The sequence below is a fragment of the Lysinibacillus sp. CTST325 genome (genome assembly GCF_054665055.1).
The window spans coordinates 42766-60973 of record NZ_BAAFHO010000022.1; the positions used below are offsets into that span (position 1 = coordinate 42766).

Here is an 18208-nt window from a genome sequence, read left to right on the forward strand (position 1 = left end):
TATACACACGAGGAGGAATCGCTATGTTACAAAATGACATCGAAAAAGTTATGATTACAGAAGAACAATTACAAGAAAGAATCGCTGAGTTAGGGGCACAATTGACAGAGGAATACAAAGATTCATTCCCGTTAGCTGTTGGTGTTTTAAAAGGGGCAATGCCTTTTATGACAGACTTGATGAAACGTTTCGATTCTTTCATTGAGCTAGATTTTATGGATGTTTCTAGCTATGGCAATGCTACAGTTTCATCAGGGGAAGTTAAAATTCTAAAGGATTTAAATACAAGCGTTGAGGGACGTGACGTATTAATCATCGAGGATATTATTGATAGCGGCTTAACGTTAAGCTATTTAGTAGACTTATTTAAATACCGCAAAGCAAAATCCATCAAAATTGTTACATTGTTAGATAAACCATCAGGTCGTAAAGTAGACTTAGGTGCTGATTATGTTGGTTTTGAAGTGCCAGATGGTTTTGTTGTAGGGTATGGTTTAGACTACGCAGAAAAATACCGTAATTTACCGTATATCGGCATTTTAAAGCCAGCAGTTTATTCTTTCTAACAAGTAAGAAGTTAACGAAAGAACACCAGCTATGAAAGGTAAGAACCTCAAGCGAAGGTCATAGATTTTTATTTTTTTAACTTTTTTCAGCAAATGTTTTCTGTAGCGAAAGTGAAACGTCAGCTACAAATGTTTTCTGTAGCGAAAGCGCAGCGTCAGGTACAGAGGTCTCTCACTTCTATAGGTGATGTGATGAATGCAGTTTTAAGTCACTCTTTTCAGCGGGTGTCCAAACATCCGCTGAAATAGTGGAACGCAGTCTAAGAACGCCATGTCCTGTGGCAATTAAGCACAAAGCCGATTCCGGACGCAATTTTGCTGAGGCATAATTGATCATAATTCAAAAATCTAGGTACATTGTTAGATACAACTACGCTGGAACATACTTAATAAATACATAAATATTTTTCGATTTCGACAAAAATCGGACGAAACTTTTTTTATGTAGGGCTTTTCGTTGTATGATGAAATCATGATATGTTAAGATTTTACTTATAATTTTTCTGTTTGTAATGAGGAGGCTGGAGATGAATCGAATATTTCGATATACCATATTCTATTTACTGATTTTCTTAGTGATTATCGGTATATTTGGTACTTTCAACGGTGGACATGCGCCGACGAAAGAGTTAACTTATTCTGAGTTTCAAGATGCTCTAGATAAGAAAGAAATAACAAGTGCTACAATTCAACCTGATAAATCAGTATACATCGTTGAGGGTACGATGAAGGGGTATGAGAAGGGGCAAAGCTTTACAGCGAATATCCCTCGTGATAACCAATCTTTATTGAACCGCATCGATGAGGCTGCTAAGGATAAGAATAGTAATATTAAATATTTAACAGCGCCAGAAACAAGTGGATGGATTCAGTTCTTTACAGGGATTATCCCTTTCATCATTATCATATTCTTATTCTTCTTCCTAATGAGTCAATCTCAAGGTGGCGGTAATAAAGTGATGAGCTTTGGTAAAAGTAAAGCCAAACTTTATGACGATCAGAAGAAAAAAGTTCGTTTTACAGATGTAGCGGGTGCTGATGAAGAGAAAGCAGAGCTTGTAGAGGTTGTTGACTTCTTAAAGGATCACCGTAAATTTACTGAAATTGGTGCCCGAATTCCAAAGGGTATCTTGCTTGTAGGTCCTCCTGGTACAGGTAAAACATTACTTGCACGAGCGGTAGCAGGTGAGGCAGGCGTACCATTCTTCTCGATTTCAGGTTCTGACTTCGTAGAAATGTTTGTCGGTGTCGGTGCATCACGTGTTCGTGACTTATTCGAAAATGCAAAGAAAAATGCACCTTGTATCATCTTTATCGATGAGATTGATGCAGTAGGTCGTCAACGTGGCGCAGGTCTTGGTGGAGGCCATGACGAGCGTGAACAAACACTGAACCAATTGCTTGTTGAAATGGATGGTTTCGGAGCAAACGAAGGTATTATTATTATCGCTGCAACAAACCGCCCAGATATTTTAGATAAAGCGTTATTACGTCCTGGTCGATTTGACCGTCAAATTACAGTAGGACACCCTGATGTAAAAGGCCGTGAAGCGATTCTAAAAGTACATGCGCGTAACAAGCCTTTATCGGATACAGTGGATTTAGCAGCTGTTGCACAACGTACACCTGGATTCTCAGGTGCCGATTTAGAGAACTTGTTAAATGAAGCTGCACTTGTAGCGGCTCGTAAAAGTAAACGTACAATTAATATGGCAGATATCGATGAGGCATCTGACCGAGTAATTGCAGGTCCAGCAAAAGCTAGCCGCGTTTACTCAGCGAAAGAAAAGAAACTTGTATCCTTCCATGAAGCCGGCCACGTAGTCGTTGGTTTAGAGCTAGATGAAGCAGATACAGTACACAAAGTAACAATCGTTCCTCGTGGTCAAGCGGGAGGTTACGCGATTATGTTACCGAAGGAAGAACGTTTCTTCACAACAAAACAAGAACTATTAGACCGTATTGCTGGACTTCTTGGTGGTCGTGTAGCAGAGGAAATCGTACTTGGCGAAGTATCTACTGGGGCACATAACGACTTCCAAAAGGTAACAAGTATTGCACGTGCCATGGTCACTGAATATGGTATGAGTGAAAATCTTGGTGCAATGCAGTTTGGTTCAAGTCAGGGTGGGAATGTATTCCTTGGTCGTGACTTTAATTCAGATCAAAATTACTCTGATTCAATCGCTTATGAAATTGATAAAGAAATGCAAAAAATTATTGATTCACAATATGAGCGTACTAAACGAATCCTAACTGAAAAACGTCATTTACTTGATTTAATTGCAAACACATTAATGCAAAAAGAAACATTGAATGCGCAAGAAATCGAGCACTTACGTGATCACGGTGTCTTACCGGAACCTGAGGTAGAACCGGTTGTGGAAAAAGCCCCTAAAGCTGAAGCTCAACCAATATTGGATGTAGTTGGTGAACAGGCTGTTCAAAAAGAATTGCTTAGCAATGAGCCGGATCCAACAACAGCTGATTTACCTAAAGAAGGTAGAGAATCGGATGATACACCAAAAGGTATCGATGAAAAGCGTGATTAATATGGGAAAGACTGTTTACGATTTTAGTAAGCAGTCTTTTTCTTTGCCTTTTTTCGGTAATAGGTATTACGATAGAATCTATATTACGCAGCTGCGTATATAGGTTCTTAATTTTTTAGGACCAAAATAGATAGGAGTGTTGTAACGTGGGAAATGTAACATTGAATAATGGTTTAGAGATGCCGTTAATCGGCTATGGCGTTTTTCGAGTGCCTGAAGGAGATGACTTGGCTGAGGCGGTTAAAACAGCTATTGCAAAAGGTTACCGTAGCATTGATACAGCCCAAGTATATCGCAATGAAGAAAGTGTTGGACGAGGAATTCGTGCAGCAATTGACGAGGGCTTAGTAACACGTGAAGAACTATTTGTAACATCAAAGGTTTGGAATGATGGGCTTTCCTATGAAGAAACACTTGCAGCTTATGATAGTAGTTTAGAGAAATTAGGATTAGATTATTTAGATTTATATTTAGTTCACTGGCCAGGTGTAGATACAAATTATGTTGATGTTTATAAAGCGCTTGAAAAAATCTATCAGGATGGCCGTGTACGCTCAATTGGTGTTAGTAATTTCCATGTTCACCATTTAGAAAATTTATTAAAGGAAACATCAGTTGTTCCTGTTATTAATCAAATTGAATTCCATCCGCACTTAACTCAAAAGGAAGTACGTGCCTATTGTAAGGAAAAAGGAATACAGGTAGAAGCATGGTCACCACTAATGAATGGTTCTTTGTTGGAAGAATTATTGATTCAGCAACTAGCTTCTAAATATGACAAAACACCAGCACAGATTGTGTTACGCTATGATGTGCAGCATGGTGTAGTCACTATTCCAAAAACAATGACTCCTGCACGTATGGCGGAAAATCTAACGGTCTTTGACTTTGCATTAGCCGAGGAAGAAATGACTCAGTTAGATGCACTAAATGATGGACTACGTTGCGGACCAGACCCAGAAAAATTTAATTTTGGCTCATAACCAATAGTGGGGATGCCATTTGATAATATGTATACCATGTACAGTTGATTGGAGTGGAGGATGGGCGCCCCCAGGAAAGCGTCCAGCTGGAACGGAAATCAACCCCACGTTTTGGTAAAAGATTTAATTGAAGATAATACGAATGGAGCTACCTAATAAGAGGGTGGCTCCTTTTTTATAGTAATGGCTCTTCGGCAAATCGAGGGGGTGATGCTGAGCCTCAAGGAGTCGCCAAACCTCCACTCCAATCAACCAATTTACATAACATACGTTTTAATAAAATGACAACCAACTTATAAGGTTTGTCGGAACACTTTTACGTTGTTATCGCCCAACTTTCACTTTTTATCAACCAACTTTCACTTTTTATCAACCAACTTTCGAATTTTATCGACTAACTTTCATGTTTTATCAACCAACTTCTGAAATTTATCGACATCCACCTTGTGTGTGAATCCTTTTACTTTATTTATTTTGCCCAGTCGGAACATAAATCAACTGATTCACATAGCAAGTATCCCCTGACATGCAGTTTTATGGCAAAAGGGTGTCGTCTGTGCGAAAGCGAGACAGGCGAGACCCTGCACGAAGCGGAGGGAGCGGCTCGTCGCTCGCCCACAGGAAAGCGAGTAGCCTGGAACGGAAATCAACTGCACTTTTTAGTATTAGATTTAATTTGAAAGGAGCTACCTAACAACGAGAGTTTCTCCTTTTTACAGTGAGCATGTATGCTATTTCATAGTAATAAAAATGTGGTATCATTTTCTAAAGTGTTTTAACTTCTTTGTGTAAGCGCAAATCCATTCCGGACGCAGTTATGCCGAGGGATAATTGATCTTGATTTTTTGTGCATGAATATGCATTGTTTTAGTTGTATCAATCGCGTAGTGACAGGTACAATTACGATGAAGGGCAATAAATAGGAGGCATCAACCATGATTTTAGTTTTAGATGCAGGAAATTCGAATATCGTATTAGGTGTCTATGATGACAACGATCAATTGGCCTTCCATTGGCGTATGGTGACTGACCTTCATAAAACAGAAGATGAATACGCAATGCAAGTATTATCTTTCTTTAATCATGCAGGCATTTCATTTGAACAGGTTACAGGTATTATTATATCCTCTGTTGTACCACCAATAATGTTTTCGTTAGAAACGATGTGTCAAAAGTATTTTCGTAAAAAACCGCTCGTTGTAGGACCAGGTGTGAAAACAGGGTTGAATATTAAATATGAAAACCCGCGTGAAGTTGGCTCAGACCGCATAGTGAACGCTATTGCAGCTCTCGATGTTTATAAAGCACCACTGATTATTGTTGATTTTGGTACGGCCACAACATATTGTTATTTAAACGAAAAGGGCGATTATATGGGCGGTGCTATCGCTCCGGGTATTTCGATTTCAACGGAGGCGCTTTATACACAGGCAGCTAGATTGCCGCGTATTGAAATATTGCGCTCTACACATATTGTTGGAAAGACAACCGTATCTGCGATGCAGGCCGGGATTTTTTATGGCTTCGTTGGGCAAGTTGAGGGAATTGTTAATCGCATGAAAGCACAAAGTAAGGAAGAGCCTTTAGTAATTGCTACTGGAGGATTAGCAAATTTAATTGCTGGTGAGACGCAAACTATTGATGTAGTCGATCCGTTTTTAACATTAAAAGGCTTATATAAGCTATATAAACGCAATCAATAAGAAATGAGGGACATTTCATTTATGAAAGACTATTTAGTACGAGGTTTAGGATTCAACGGACAGGTTCGTGTTTTTGCAGCTTGTACAACAACAACTGTAGGAGAAGCACAACGTCGCCATAATACATGGCCTGTTGTGTCAGCAGCCCTTGGTCGTTCTATGACTGCTGCGGTGATGATGGGTGCCATGTTAAAAGGTGAGGAAAAAATCACTGTTAAAATTGAGGGGAACGGTCCGATCGGTCCAATCGTAATTGACAGTAACGCGCACGGTGAAGTACGTGGCTTTGTAACAAATCCCCACGTTCATTTCGATTTAAACGAGCATGGTAAGCTTGATGTTCGAGCAGGTGTTGGGGCAGAGGGCTCATTAACGGTCGTAAAAGATCTTGGCTTAAGAGACATGTTCTCTGGACAAACGCCAATTGTATCGGGTGAAATTGCTGAGGACTTTACTTACTATTTCGCTACATCAGAGCAAGTGCCTTCATCAGTTGGATTAGGGGTTTTAGTAAATCCAGATAACACAATTCTTGCAGCTGGTGGCTTTATCCTTCAATTAATGCCAGGTTGTGAGGAAGAAACGATCGATGAAATTGAGCAGCATCTTGCTACTATAGAGCCTGTTTCAAAAATGATTGAAAAAGGTTTTACACCGGAGCAAATTTTAGAAGCTGTATTAGGAAACGGTCATCTGCAAATTTTAGATTCCATGCCGGTAGAATTTAAATGTCAATGTTCAAAAGAGCGATTTGGTGCAGCGATTTTAGGGTTAGGGACACAGGAGATTCGTGAAATGATTGAAGAAGATGGGGAAGCAGAAGCACAATGTCACTTCTGTTTAGAAACATACCACTTCTCAAAAGAAGAGTTAAAAGGATTCATCGATGAGCTCAACGCGTAATCGACGACCTTTATCCGCTGCAACGCCCAACCAAACGCCCTTATTGCAACGTCGTCTGAAGACAAAACCTGCATTAACAGTTATTGCAATCTTATTATTAGGAAATATTTTATGGTTTATAACTTGGTTAATTCCTAATAAAGACCAGGAAATTGGTAGCGACGAGCAAGTCGCTGCCGTTGACGGGGATATTATTACACGTCAAGAGTGGATGGTTGCCATGGAAGAACGCTATGGTAAAGAGACGCTACAAAATTTAGTGAATGAATCAGTGATGGAAAAGGCAGCTGAAAAGTTTAAACTACAAGTAACGGATAAGGAGATTGATTTAGAGTTAGCCTTAATGCGCTCTGCTCAAGATAAATTTGATACTGCAATGCAAAACCTTTCATCAGAGCAATTGCGACAAAAAATTCGCTCTCAGCTTATATTAGATAAGGTACTGACAAAAGATGTGGTTATAAAAGAAGGTAGTATTGAAAAATATTATGAGGAAAATCAGGCACTGTACAATACGAAAACAAGCTATCGTACGAATTTTATAGAAGTAAATTCAAAAAAAGCTGCTGAAGAAGCATTAAGAGAATTAAAAAATCCCGCTGATTTTTCGGTGCTAGCACGTGAAGTTTCAGTAGACAGTGCTTCAGCTAGCTTAGGCGGAGATATTGGTTTCCTCACAGAAAAACAGGAAAATGTCGATCCTGCCATTTTAAAAGCAGTGAAGGCTTTAAAAGCAGATGAGGTTAGTAAAGCATTTAAGCTTGCTAACGGTCATTACGGGATTGTACAAGTTCAAGAGATAACCGAAGGACAATCCTTTACATATGACGATGTGAAAGAACATATTGAACGTGAGCTTGCGTTAGAGCAATTGCCACAACATGTTACACCGGAATCATTTTGGTCTGAATTCAATGCGACTTGGTATTACGGAGAAGCGAAAAAAGGTAAATAACAGATTGCTCTGAAGTGACATCCGCCGGAGGCTTTGGGCCAACTCGATGTTGGTCACTCAGGCGTTTTCACAGGATGTGAAGTTCTTAGCCTGAGTTCCTCTATTTCAGCTCACCATCTATAGAGGTGGGAGACTCCTGTATCTGTCACTTCGCTTTCGCTACGAAAAACATCTGTACCTGTCGCTACGCTTTCGCTACAAAAAACGTTTGCTGAAAGAAGTTAAAGAATCTGCAAGATATCTGCGGGAAAAGTGAGCCAGGGAAACCTGCAGACGTTTTGCGTCAACAGAGTAATGGCCACTCCGGGATATTGAGCAGATTTTTGTTTCCCTTCATTCGCAAATGTTGGCCAATAACCTTTGACCGTTATGACGATAAGGCGAAGTAATAAATATTCTGAAAATATAAGTTATATTTATTGACAATCGAATGGAAAAATTGATAAAATCAAAAATAAGTAAAACCTATAAAAATAGTAGGGATTAGGAGTGGATTGATAAATGAGTAGATTAGCAAACTCAGTAGCTGAATTAGTTGGTAAAACGCCAATTGTTAAATTAAATCATGCAACAGGTGAAAACGAAGGTACTGTTTATGTAAAATTAGAATATTTTAACCCGGGTAGCTCAGTGAAAGACCGTTTAGCTTTAGCGATGATTGAAGCGGCTGAAAAAGACGGTACATTAAAGCTTGGTGGTACAATTATTGAACCTACTTCTGGTAACACGGGTATTGGTCTTGCGATGATTGCTGCTGCTAAAGGTTATAAAGCGATTTTAGTAATGCCAGAAACAATGAGCTTAGAGCGTCGTAACTTATTACGTGCATATGGTGCAGAGCTTGTATTAACACCTGGACCAGCAGGTATGAAAGGTGCAATTTCTAAGGCGGAGGAATTAGCTGCTGAGCATGGCTACTTCTTACCACAACAATTCACGAACCCAGCCAATGCTGTTGTTCACCGTTTAACAACTGGTCCAGAAATTGTAGAAGCCTTTGAAGGTTTAACATTAGATGCATTTGTTGCTGGTGTTGGTACAGGTGGTACAATTACGGGTGCGGGTGCTGTGCTAAAAGAGAAGTATCCAGAGATTGAAATTATTGCTGTTGAGCCAAAAGATTCACCAGTACTTTCTGGTGGCCAACCAGGGCCTCATAAAATTCAAGGTATCGGAGCTGGCTTCGTACCTGAAGTGTTAGATACAGATGTGTATTCTTCTGTATTCCCAGTTGAAAATGAAATTGCTTTCGATGTAGCTCGTAAAGTAGCACGTGAAGAAGGCATCTTATGTGGTATTTCATCAGGTGCAGCTATTCATGTTGCGATTGAAGCAGCAAAACGTTTAGGTAAAGGCTCAAATGTTCTTGCAATCGTACCTTCTAATGGGGAACGTTATTTATCAACACCTTTATATCAATTTGAAGACTAATCTAATTATTTGTATGGAAGGGCTCCTTTAACGAGGAGTCTTTTTTATTTGTTAAAGAATCATTAAATATTTTTAAGTTATGGATTACGAGGTGTTTCGTTCGCAAAAGAGGTGGAGCGCGTGCTTTTGCTTCGGGTTCTCCAACTTTTTTTCGGATGTAAATGAGCGCTTTAGCATATTTGTTCATGATCAATCTGATGTAGAAATATTCGGTAATTAAATTTTACGTGGCTATTGAAAAATATTCGCTTCCAGGCAATATTCAAGTTAAGATGGAATCACATCATATGACTTAAAGGGGAATAGCAACTTGAAGACAATACTGACGAAAACAATATCGATGGATGCAGACTCGTTTTTTTATAGTTATAAGAAGCAAATTGAAGCAGAACAAGCACATGTATTTTTAGAAAGTGGACGAGGAGGAAATTTTACAATAGCTGCTTGGAATCCGCTAGCTATAGCACAATCGAGCGAGAATGGTTTACTTGTAAATTGGAGAAATGGTGAGACAGAAAATTTAAACGGTGAACCTCTTGCTTTGTTAGAGAAATTAGTGGAGAACTATCACATTTCATATAATGCGGAGCTTCCTGTTTTTCAAGGTGGAGCTATCGGGTTTGTTTCATACGATTACGCTCGTAAAATTGAAGTGTTACCTAATACTGCTGTAGATGATTTACATATACCAGATATCTATTTTTATATTTTTGATTGCTGGGCAGTACACGATGTGAAAACAAATAAAGTAACGCTTATGAAGCTAGCTGATTGTCATGTAGATTTGGAAGAATGGGCTAATGTGTGGCAAGGGGCAGCGCAAGAAGGATTGCTTACGCGTAAATTTGAAAAAACAAGCGCTGTCGAAATAGTAAATGACGAAAGTGAATTGTTAGTATCATTTGCTGGGACTGCCTTTGAGGAAGCGGTAAGTAAAATCCAAACATACATAGCGCAAGGCGATGTATTTCAAGTGAATTTGTCGGTACGTCAATCTAAAAAGTTAAACGCAACTGCAATGGATGTTTATGAAGCATTACGTGCATTTAATCCTTCGCCTTACATGGCTTATATAGAAGCACCGGATTTTGCGGTCGTTTCTGGTTCACCTGAGCTTTTGGTGAAGCGTCATGGTAATGAGTTGTCAACTCGACCAATCGCGGGTACACGACCAAGAGGAAAATCCGAGGCTGAGGATTTAGCGTTAGCGCAAGAATTGATTGATAACGAAAAGGAACGTGCTGAACATGTAATGCTTGTTGATTTAGAGCGCAATGATTTAGGGAGAGTATCTACATATGGGACGGTTGAAGTAGATGAGTTCATGGTGATTGAGCGCTATTCACACGTGATGCACATTGTTTCCAATGTACGAGGAGAAATAGCTGAAGGGAAAACCAATGCAGACGTTATCCGCGCCATGTTCCCAGGAGGAACAATAACAGGTGCACCTAAAATTCGTACGATGGAGATTATTGAAGAATTAGAACCTGTTAGACGAGGATTATATACGGGTTCAATTGGCTGGCTAGGCTTCACAGGTGATATGGAATTTAATATTGTTATTCGTACAGCATTTGTTAAAGATGGAGTAGCACATATTCAGGCAGGAGCAGGCATTGTTATTGATTCTGTTCCGGAAAGAGAATACCAAGAATCTTTAAATAAAGCGAAGGCGATGTGGCAGGCAAAGGCAATGGCAGAGGAGCGAGCAAAATGATTTTAATGATTGATAACTACGATTCTTTTACGTATAACCTTGTACAATATTTTGGGGAATTTGGACATGAATTAGTGGTCAAAAGAAACGATGTATTAACGGTGAAAGATATTGAGCAGCTTGCACCAGATATGATTGTCATTTCTCCGGGACCATGTAGCCCGAATGAAGCGGGTGAAAGCCTGAACATTATTAAGTATTTCGCGGGAAATATTCCGATTTTAGGCGTTTGCCTTGGTCATCAAGCCATTGCTCAAGTATTCGGAGGGAATGTTATACGAGCTGAACGTTTGATGCATGGTAAAACATCACCGGTGCTACATGCTGAAATAGGTTTGCATAAGGGGATGCCAAATCCATTTGCAGCTACTCGTTATCACTCCTTAATAGTAGAAAAGGAAACGTTACCAGCATGTTTTGAAGTGACGGCATGGACAGAAGAAGGCGAAATTATGGGTATTCGTCATAAGGACTATCCAATTGAGGGAGTGCAATACCATCCTGAATCGATTATGACGGAGCAAGGTAAAAAGCTTCTACGTCAATTTATAGATTTGTATGTTGAGGGAGCGAAGTAAATGCTGTGCTGGATGAATGGAGACTACATAGCGGCGCAGGATTTGCGTATTTCACCATTTGATCATGGATTTTTATACGGGTTAGGCTTTTTCGAAACGTTTCGAACGTATAAGGGCAAAGTGTTTTACGGGGAAGCACATATGGAAAGGTTGCAAACCGCGCTTTCTCAATATCGTATTCATATGCCGTATACGGAAGAGGATTTACTAAAGGTTGTTCAGCAATTAAATGAACAGGCCAATGGACAGGATGGATATTTCCGTATAAATGTCTCAGCTGGAGAGCATAGTATCGGATTGCAGCCTACTGAATATAGACAACCGAATGTTATTGTTTTTCGCAAAGAATTACATGATACACCTCGAGGTATGGAAAAAAACGCACAGTGGCTTGTAACACCACGTAATACTCCTGAAAAAGGACTTCGAGTGAAATCGCACCATTATGGCAATAACGTTCTTGGACGTTTTGAGATGCCATCTTTGGCGCAACAAGAGGGCTTCTTTTTAACGAAAGATGGCTTTGTTGCTGAAGGTGTAACATCAAATATCTTTTGGGTGAAAGATGATATACTATATACGCCTTCCTTAGAGACTGGTATTTTACCTGGAATTATCCGATCATGGGTAATTGAGCGAGCACAATCTCTAGGGATTAAGGTACAAGAAGGCTTCTTTACTAAAGAGGTTGTAGAGCAAAGTTCAGAGTGCTTTATTACTAACTCTATACAAGAGCTTGTTCCAATTCTTAAATTAGAGAGCAAGTCGTTATTAGGCAATAAAGGGCCTGTTTATTCGCGTTTACATGAAGAGCTTGTCAATGAAGTGGAACAAGAATAGAAGGAGAGTTAACATGCTTGAAAAATATACAACACCATTAACTATTAACGGGATCACGTTAGACTATACAGCAGAAACTTTTGTGATGGGTATTTTAAATGTCACACCGGATTCATTTTCAGATGGAGGAAAGTACAATAACGTTGAAGCTGCTGTTGCGCAAGCGAAAAAAATGGTAGCTGATGGCGCTAAAATTATTGATGTTGGCGGAGAATCAACACGCCCAGGTTATGAACGTATTTCCGATGAAGATGAAATTGCACGAATTGTACCAGTTATTCAAGCTTTAGTAGCTGAAGTGCCAGCAGTTATATCAGTTGACACGTATAAAGCGAACGTAGCACGTGCAGCCATTGAAGCGGGTGCGCATATTATTAATGATATTTGGGGAGCGAAGGCTGAGCCTGAGATTGCTCAGGTTGCTGCAGATTCAAATGTACCGATTATTTTAATGCATAATCGAGACAACACTAATTATGATACTGATTTCTGGATGACGGCAAAGGCTGACTTAGAGAAGAGTATTGCTATTGCTCGGAATGCAGGTATACCAGACAATCATATTATTTTAGATCCAGGCATAGGCTTTGCGAAAACTACCGCTCAAAATATAGAAATGATGCAGCATTTAGAGGATTTAGTAGCAATGGGTTATCCTGTTTTGCTAGCGACTTCACGTAAATCAATGATTGGTAATGTCTTAAAGCTGCCTGTTGAGGAGCGTATAGAAGGTACAGGAGCAACAGTTGTTTACGGTATTGAAAAAGGCTGCCATATGATTCGTGTGCATGATGTAAAGGAAATGGCACGATTTACACATATGGCTGATATTTTAGTTGGTAAGCGTATTTATAAGGAGGAAGCGTGATGGACTATATTCATTTAAAGGATATGCAGTTTTACGGCTATCATGGCGTTTTAGCAGCGGAAACAACACTCGGCCAACGCTTCCGTGCCAATGTTTCGCTTGCTGTAGATATGACAAAGGCTGGAGAGACGGATGACTTAAATTATACGGTGAACTATGCAGAGGTTTATGCGTTATGCCGTGATATCGTAGAAGGAGAGCCGTTCAAGCTTATTGAAGCGCTTGTATCCAAAATAGCAAACAGTATTTTAGAGACATACTCAGAAAAGGTTAAGGGAGTTCGCGTGGAGCTTATTAAACCAGACCCACCAATCCATGGCTATTATAAAGAAGTATCGGTAGAGATAACGAGAGGTGAATACTAATGAATGATGTGTATTTATCGATCGGTACAAATATGGGGGATCGATTTGAAAACCTACAACATGCTGTTGCTCTTTTAAAGGGCAAAGAGGAAATTGAAGTTGTACACATTTCTTCTGTTTATGAAACAGCTGCTGTAGGCTACACGGACCAAGCAGATTTTTTAAATATTGCTGTTCATATTAAAACGATTTACTCATCTTCCGAAATGCTGAACATTTGCCAATGGGTTGAAAGCGAACTTGGGCGTGTTCGTGAATTTCGATGGGGTCCTCGAATCATAGACCTTGACATTCTACTCTACAATCACGAAAATGTTGAAACAGAGAGCTTAATTGTTCCGCATCCAAGAATGTATGAGCGAGCTTTCGTATTAGTACCACTAATAGAAATTACGCCTGCACCAGTTGGACAACAACTGCAAAAGGCACATGATATAATGCAACAAATGAATTGTGAAGAGGAAGGCGTAACTTTATGGCGAGCATCAGCAGAGCTGAAAATTATGCAGTCCGTAAATTAAGTTTCTAATTCCAGTGGTCAAAGATAACTGATGTATTGAACTGCCTATAACATCTGCAGGCCAAAGCACAAAGCCGAATTCGGATGCCATCATGCAAAGGCATAATTGGTTTGCGTAGCATTAACGATTGATATATATGGAATAGGTGAAAACCTATAGAAGGAGGAAAACAGCGTTGAGTCAGACAACTAAGAAGCCGTTTCAAATTGGCGATATAATCATGGATAACCGTGTCGTATTAGCGCCAATGGCAGGAATCTGTAACTCTGCTTTCCGTTTAACTGTTAAGGAGTTCGGAGCAGGGCTAGTATATGCAGAAATGATTAGTGATAAAGGGATTGTCCAGAAGAACGAAAAAACACTAGGCATGCTTTATATCGATGAGCGTGAAAATCCACTTTCATTGCAAATTTTTGGTGGTGATAAGGCAACGCTAGTGGAAGCGGCTAAGTATGTAGATGAAAACACAACTGCCGATATTATCGATATTAATATGGGTTGCCCAGTTAATAAAATTATTAAATGTGAAGCGGGCGCCCGTTTACTTTTAGATCCGAATAAATTATATGAAATGGTAGCGGCTGTTGTAGATGCAGTAAAAAAACCTGTCAGCGTGAAAATGCGTATTGGATGGGATGACGAGCATATCTTTGCTGTTGAGAACGCACAAGCTGCCGAACGTGCTGGTGCTTCAGCAGTAGCTGTTCATGGACGTACACGTGTACAAATGTACGAAGGAAAAGCGAATTGGGATTTCATTCGTCAAGTGAAGGAAAATGTGAAAATTCCTGTGCTTGGTAATGGCGATGTAGAAACTCCGCAAGATGCAAAACGTATGCTTGATACTACCGGGGTGGATGCAGTAATGATTGGACGCGCTGCTTTAGGTAATCCATGGATGATTTATCGTACAGTTCAATACCTTGAAACTGGTGAGTTAAAGGAAGAGCCAAGTGTACGCGAAAAAATTGATGTGTGTTTGCTTCACTTTGAACGCCTTATGCAATTAAAAGGAGAAGGTGTGGCGGTACGTGAAATGCGTAAACATGCTTCATGGTATTTAAAAGGTATTCGTGGTAATGGTAAAGCGCGTAAAGCGATTAACCAAACAGAAACTGCTGTAGAGCTTCGTGCGCTATTAAATGGAATTGTACAAGACTATGAAGAGCTTGAATCTAAATTAATAGTACCAGAAGCAAAAGAATTAATTCTTTAATATACAAAATAGACGTCTCTCTGTTCGTTTTGAGACGTCTATTTTTCTGCTAACGTTAATTTTTAGAATTATTAATCATTTCTTCTCTTATGGAAATTAAAACGAAACAGATGATTACAGCAATAAAATTGTGTACAATAGAAATATTATGGACGTAAACGCAACGCGGACAATTTAATAAGGAGTGAAACAAGTGTCAAACATAGAAGAATTAAATGATCAGCTTTTGGTGAGACGCCAAAAAATGACGGCTATTCGAGAAAATGGTCAAGATCCATTTGGTAGTCGTTTTGAACGTACGCATTTATCAACAGAAGTGCGTGAACAATTTGCAGATCAAACGAAAGAGCAGCTAGAAGAAAACCTACAAGAGGTAATTATTGCGGGTCGTATTATGACGAAACGCGGTAAAGGAAAAGCTGGCTTTGCACATATTCAAGATTTAGGTGGCCAAATTCAAATTTACGTTCGTCAGGATCATGTTGGCGAAGAAGCATATGAATTATTTAAACAAGCTGACTTAGGCGATATCGTAGGTATTCGTGGTAATGTATTCCGAACACAAGTAGGAGAGCTTTCAGTAAAAGCTGAAGGATTTACATTCCTATCAAAAGCTTTACGCCCTATGCCAGAAAAATTCCATGGCCTACAAGATGTTGAGCAACGTTACCGTCAACGTTATTTAGATTTAATGACGAATGAGGATAGTAAAACAACATTCATTACACGTTCTAAAATTATCCGTGCTATTCGCAATTATTTAGATAATGCAGGATATTTAGAAGTAGAAACACCAATGCTTCATACAATAGCTGGTGGTGCAGCGGCTCGTCCGTTTATTACACACCATAATGCACTTGATATGGAATTATATATGCGTATTGCAATCGAACTGCATTTAAAGCGTCTAATTGTTGGTGGACTAGAGAAAGTATATGAAATTGGTCGTGTTTTCCGAAATGAAGGGATTTCAACACGCCACAATCCTGAATTCACAATGATAGAGCTGTATGAAGCTTATGCAGATTACAAAGATATTATGTCTCTAACTGAAAACCTTGTTGCTCATGTAGCACAAGAAGTTTTGGGCACTACTACAGTTCAATACGGTGAAGATGAAATTAATCTTGCTGTAGGCTGGAAACGAGTTCATATGGTAGATGCAGTAAAAGAAGCTACAGGTGTAGACTTCTGGCAACCGATGACTAAGGAACAAGCTCAAGCACTTGCTAAAGAACACGGAGTAGAAGTGAAAGAAACACATGAAGTAGGGCATATTATTAACGAGTTCTTCGAGCAAAAGATTGAAGAGACTCTTGTTCAGCCTACATTTGTTTATGGTCATCCAGTAGAAATCTCACCTCTAGCAAAGAAAAACCCAGAGGACGAGCGTTTCACAGACCGTTTCGAATTATTTATCGTTCGTCGTGAGCATGCAAATGCCTTTACAGAACTAAATGATCCAATTGACCAACGTGAGCGCTTTGAAGCTCAGTTAGCTGAAAAAGCAGCTGGTAATGATGAAGCACACGAAATGGACAATGATTTCATTGAAGCATTAGAATACGGTATGCCTCCAACAGGTGGATTAGGTATTGGTATCGACCGTTTAATCATGCTTCTTACAAATTCACCTTCAATTCGCGACGTATTATTATTCCCAACAATGCGTCATACTACTAAGTAATAGTTTTAAAAGGTTATCTTGAATAAGCAGGAGTCGAGGTGCGGAAGAAGCACTAAGACTCCTGTTTTGCATCTTCTGCAATGAAATAGTAAATATTTAAAAGTTTAAATTAGAAAGAATTAAGTAGAGTATTTAAATGATGAATGAATTTAAGGTATACTTTTAGAGTTCTATAATTTGCACATTAAATAGAAATAGACATTATCAAAAGTTTTATTGGAGGCTTATAATGAATTATAAAATCTTTAACAAACAAGTATTTGAACAGGCACAAGTACGCTCAGTTTCAGATGTTCTGTTAACTGAGGAAGAGCTTGAACATGGTATGAAATTGGCGGTTTCTAAGGCAGATCCAACTCTTACTTTATATTTAGTGGATATAGACGGTCAGAAGAAATTCGATGTCCGTTGGGATGATTCCTCTGAAATTTTCAGCGGCTGGTATTCTGCGTGGGATAATTTCGCTTGGTGCCTAGATGTAGCTGATAAACAAAATAATTAAAACTAGTTGATTTTTAGGTTTAAGTTTAACTTCTTTCAGTAAATGTTTTATGTAGCAGAACAATAAAGTTATCAGTAACAAACATGAATAAGTAGGAGTCAAGAGGTGCAGGAGAACCACTTTGGCTCCTTTTTTCATGAGTATTTGTTAGGGCAATGGTGCGTCCCGATGTGTATTTGATATCTTTGATGCTTTACTAAGGGAAGCTTTAAAAAGGATCCTTGAAAAAAGACTAATATAGATACTCTTCTTATTTAACTTTCTTTCAGCAAGCACAAAGCCGATTCCGGACGCAATTATACCGAGGCATAATTGATTTTATTGAGATTTATGAGAAAGAGATGTATAGTAAAACAAATAAAGAGATAGCTAGAAGATTATAAGAATTATTTAGTGCTCGAAAAATCGTAAAATAGCTCACTCATTCTATATTTATAAAAAAAGATAATTTTTTAGCAAAAAACACTTGCGGTTGAATTGGAATCATGATAAATTATTACTTGTCGTTGAGACGACGTAAGAAACGAAGTGGTTCAAAAAACATTAAATAAAGATGTTGACATTGAAATCATAGAGTGATATTATATAAGAGTTGCTGCTTTTGAAAAGAAGTTGAAAAGCTTCTAAAAAAGAGTTGACAACGAAAACAAGAAATGTTATACTATAAAAGTTGTTGAAACGAAACAACAACAAAATGAACCTTGAAAACTGAACAAGCAAAACGTAATCAATAAAGTTTTTAGTAACTAACCTTGAGTTAGTGAACGAAACAAAATTTTGGACATCAAACATGATGCCAGCAAAACAATTTGAGCTAA

The 18208-nt window shown here is 38.9% G+C and carries 16 protein-coding genes; all 16 read left to right on the forward strand.

The window, feature by feature from the left end:
- The first annotated feature begins 23 nt into the window (after positions 1–23).
- The 16 genes from hpt to ACYQ73_RS26870 all read left to right on the forward strand — a co-directional run bounded on the left by hpt (position 24) and on the right by ACYQ73_RS26870 (position 17390).
- Complete coding sequence (gene hpt, locus ACYQ73_RS26795; protein WP_132364364.1) at positions 24–566, forward strand: hypoxanthine phosphoribosyltransferase; 543 nt, start codon at positions 24–26, stop codon at positions 564–566.
- A gap of 527 nt (positions 567–1093) precedes the next feature.
- Complete coding sequence (gene ftsH / locus ACYQ73_RS26800; protein WP_460015236.1) at positions 1094–3118, forward strand: ATP-dependent zinc metalloprotease FtsH; 2025 nt, start codon at positions 1094–1096, stop codon at positions 3116–3118.
- A 179-nt stretch (positions 3119–3297) separates the two neighbouring features.
- Positions 3298–4101 carry an aldo/keto reductase gene (locus ACYQ73_RS26805; protein WP_460015251.1) on the forward strand — a complete coding sequence of 268 codons (804 nt, stop codon included), beginning with the start codon at positions 3298–3300 and terminating at the stop codon, positions 4099–4101.
- A 935-nt stretch (positions 4102–5036) separates the two neighbouring features.
- On the forward strand, positions 5037–5804 hold the full coding sequence (locus ACYQ73_RS26810; RefSeq protein WP_460015237.1) for a type III pantothenate kinase: 768 nt from the start codon (positions 5037–5039) through the stop codon (positions 5802–5804).
- A gap of 21 nt (positions 5805–5825) precedes the next feature.
- The gene (gene hslO, locus ACYQ73_RS26815; protein ID WP_460015238.1) at positions 5826–6707 is read left to right on the forward strand and encodes an Hsp33 family molecular chaperone HslO; all 882 of its coding nucleotides are present in this window, start codon (positions 5826–5828) and stop codon (positions 6705–6707) included.
- Positions 6691–7662, forward strand: coding sequence for a peptidyl-prolyl cis-trans isomerase (locus tag ACYQ73_RS26820; RefSeq protein ID WP_460015239.1), 972 nt, complete (start codon positions 6691–6693; stop codon positions 7660–7662). Before hslO ends, ACYQ73_RS26820 begins: the two co-directional genes overlap by 17 nt.
- A gap of 501 nt (positions 7663–8163) precedes the next feature.
- Positions 8164–9093: a cysteine synthase A gene (gene cysK / locus ACYQ73_RS26825; protein WP_460015240.1), complete on the forward strand. Its 930-nt coding sequence runs from the start codon at positions 8164–8166 to the stop codon at positions 9091–9093.
- Positions 9094–9403: 310 nt separating this feature from the next.
- On the forward strand, positions 9404–10813 hold the full coding sequence (locus ACYQ73_RS26830; RefSeq protein WP_460015241.1) for an anthranilate synthase component I family protein: 1410 nt from the start codon (positions 9404–9406) through the stop codon (positions 10811–10813).
- Positions 10810–11391, forward strand: a complete 582-nt coding sequence (gene pabA, locus ACYQ73_RS26835; protein WP_460015242.1) for an aminodeoxychorismate/anthranilate synthase component II — start codon at positions 10810–10812, stop codon at positions 11389–11391. The genes ACYQ73_RS26830 and pabA overlap by 4 nt, the downstream gene beginning before the upstream one ends.
- A complete protein-coding gene (gene pabC, locus ACYQ73_RS26840) occupies positions 11392–12231 on the forward strand; it encodes an aminodeoxychorismate lyase (RefSeq protein WP_460015243.1) in 840 nt (279 codons plus the stop codon). It begins immediately after the preceding gene.
- A 13-nt stretch (positions 12232–12244) separates the two neighbouring features.
- Positions 12245–13099: a dihydropteroate synthase gene (folP, locus tag ACYQ73_RS26845; protein ID WP_460015244.1), complete on the forward strand. Its 855-nt coding sequence runs from the start codon at positions 12245–12247 to the stop codon at positions 13097–13099.
- Positions 13099–13464, forward strand: coding sequence for a dihydroneopterin aldolase (folB, locus tag ACYQ73_RS26850; RefSeq protein WP_460015245.1), 366 nt, complete (start codon positions 13099–13101; stop codon positions 13462–13464). The genes folP and folB overlap by 1 nt, the downstream gene beginning before the upstream one ends.
- Positions 13464–13985, forward strand: a complete 522-nt coding sequence (folK, locus tag ACYQ73_RS26855; protein ID WP_460015246.1) for a 2-amino-4-hydroxy-6-hydroxymethyldihydropteridine diphosphokinase — start codon at positions 13464–13466, stop codon at positions 13983–13985. The genes folB and folK overlap by 1 nt, the downstream gene beginning before the upstream one ends.
- 175 nt (positions 13986–14160) lie before the next feature.
- On the forward strand, positions 14161–15201 hold the full coding sequence (gene dusB, locus ACYQ73_RS26860; RefSeq protein ID WP_460015247.1) for a tRNA dihydrouridine synthase DusB: 1041 nt from the start codon (positions 14161–14163) through the stop codon (positions 15199–15201).
- 184 nt (positions 15202–15385) lie between these two features.
- Positions 15386–16888, forward strand: coding sequence for a lysine--tRNA ligase (lysS, locus tag ACYQ73_RS26865; protein WP_460015248.1), 1503 nt, complete (start codon positions 15386–15388; stop codon positions 16886–16888).
- Between the two features lie 229 nt (positions 16889–17117).
- Positions 17118–17390, forward strand: a complete 273-nt coding sequence (locus tag ACYQ73_RS26870; RefSeq protein ID WP_460015249.1) for a hypothetical protein — start codon at positions 17118–17120, stop codon at positions 17388–17390.
- Positions 17391–18208 lie beyond the last annotated feature (818 nt).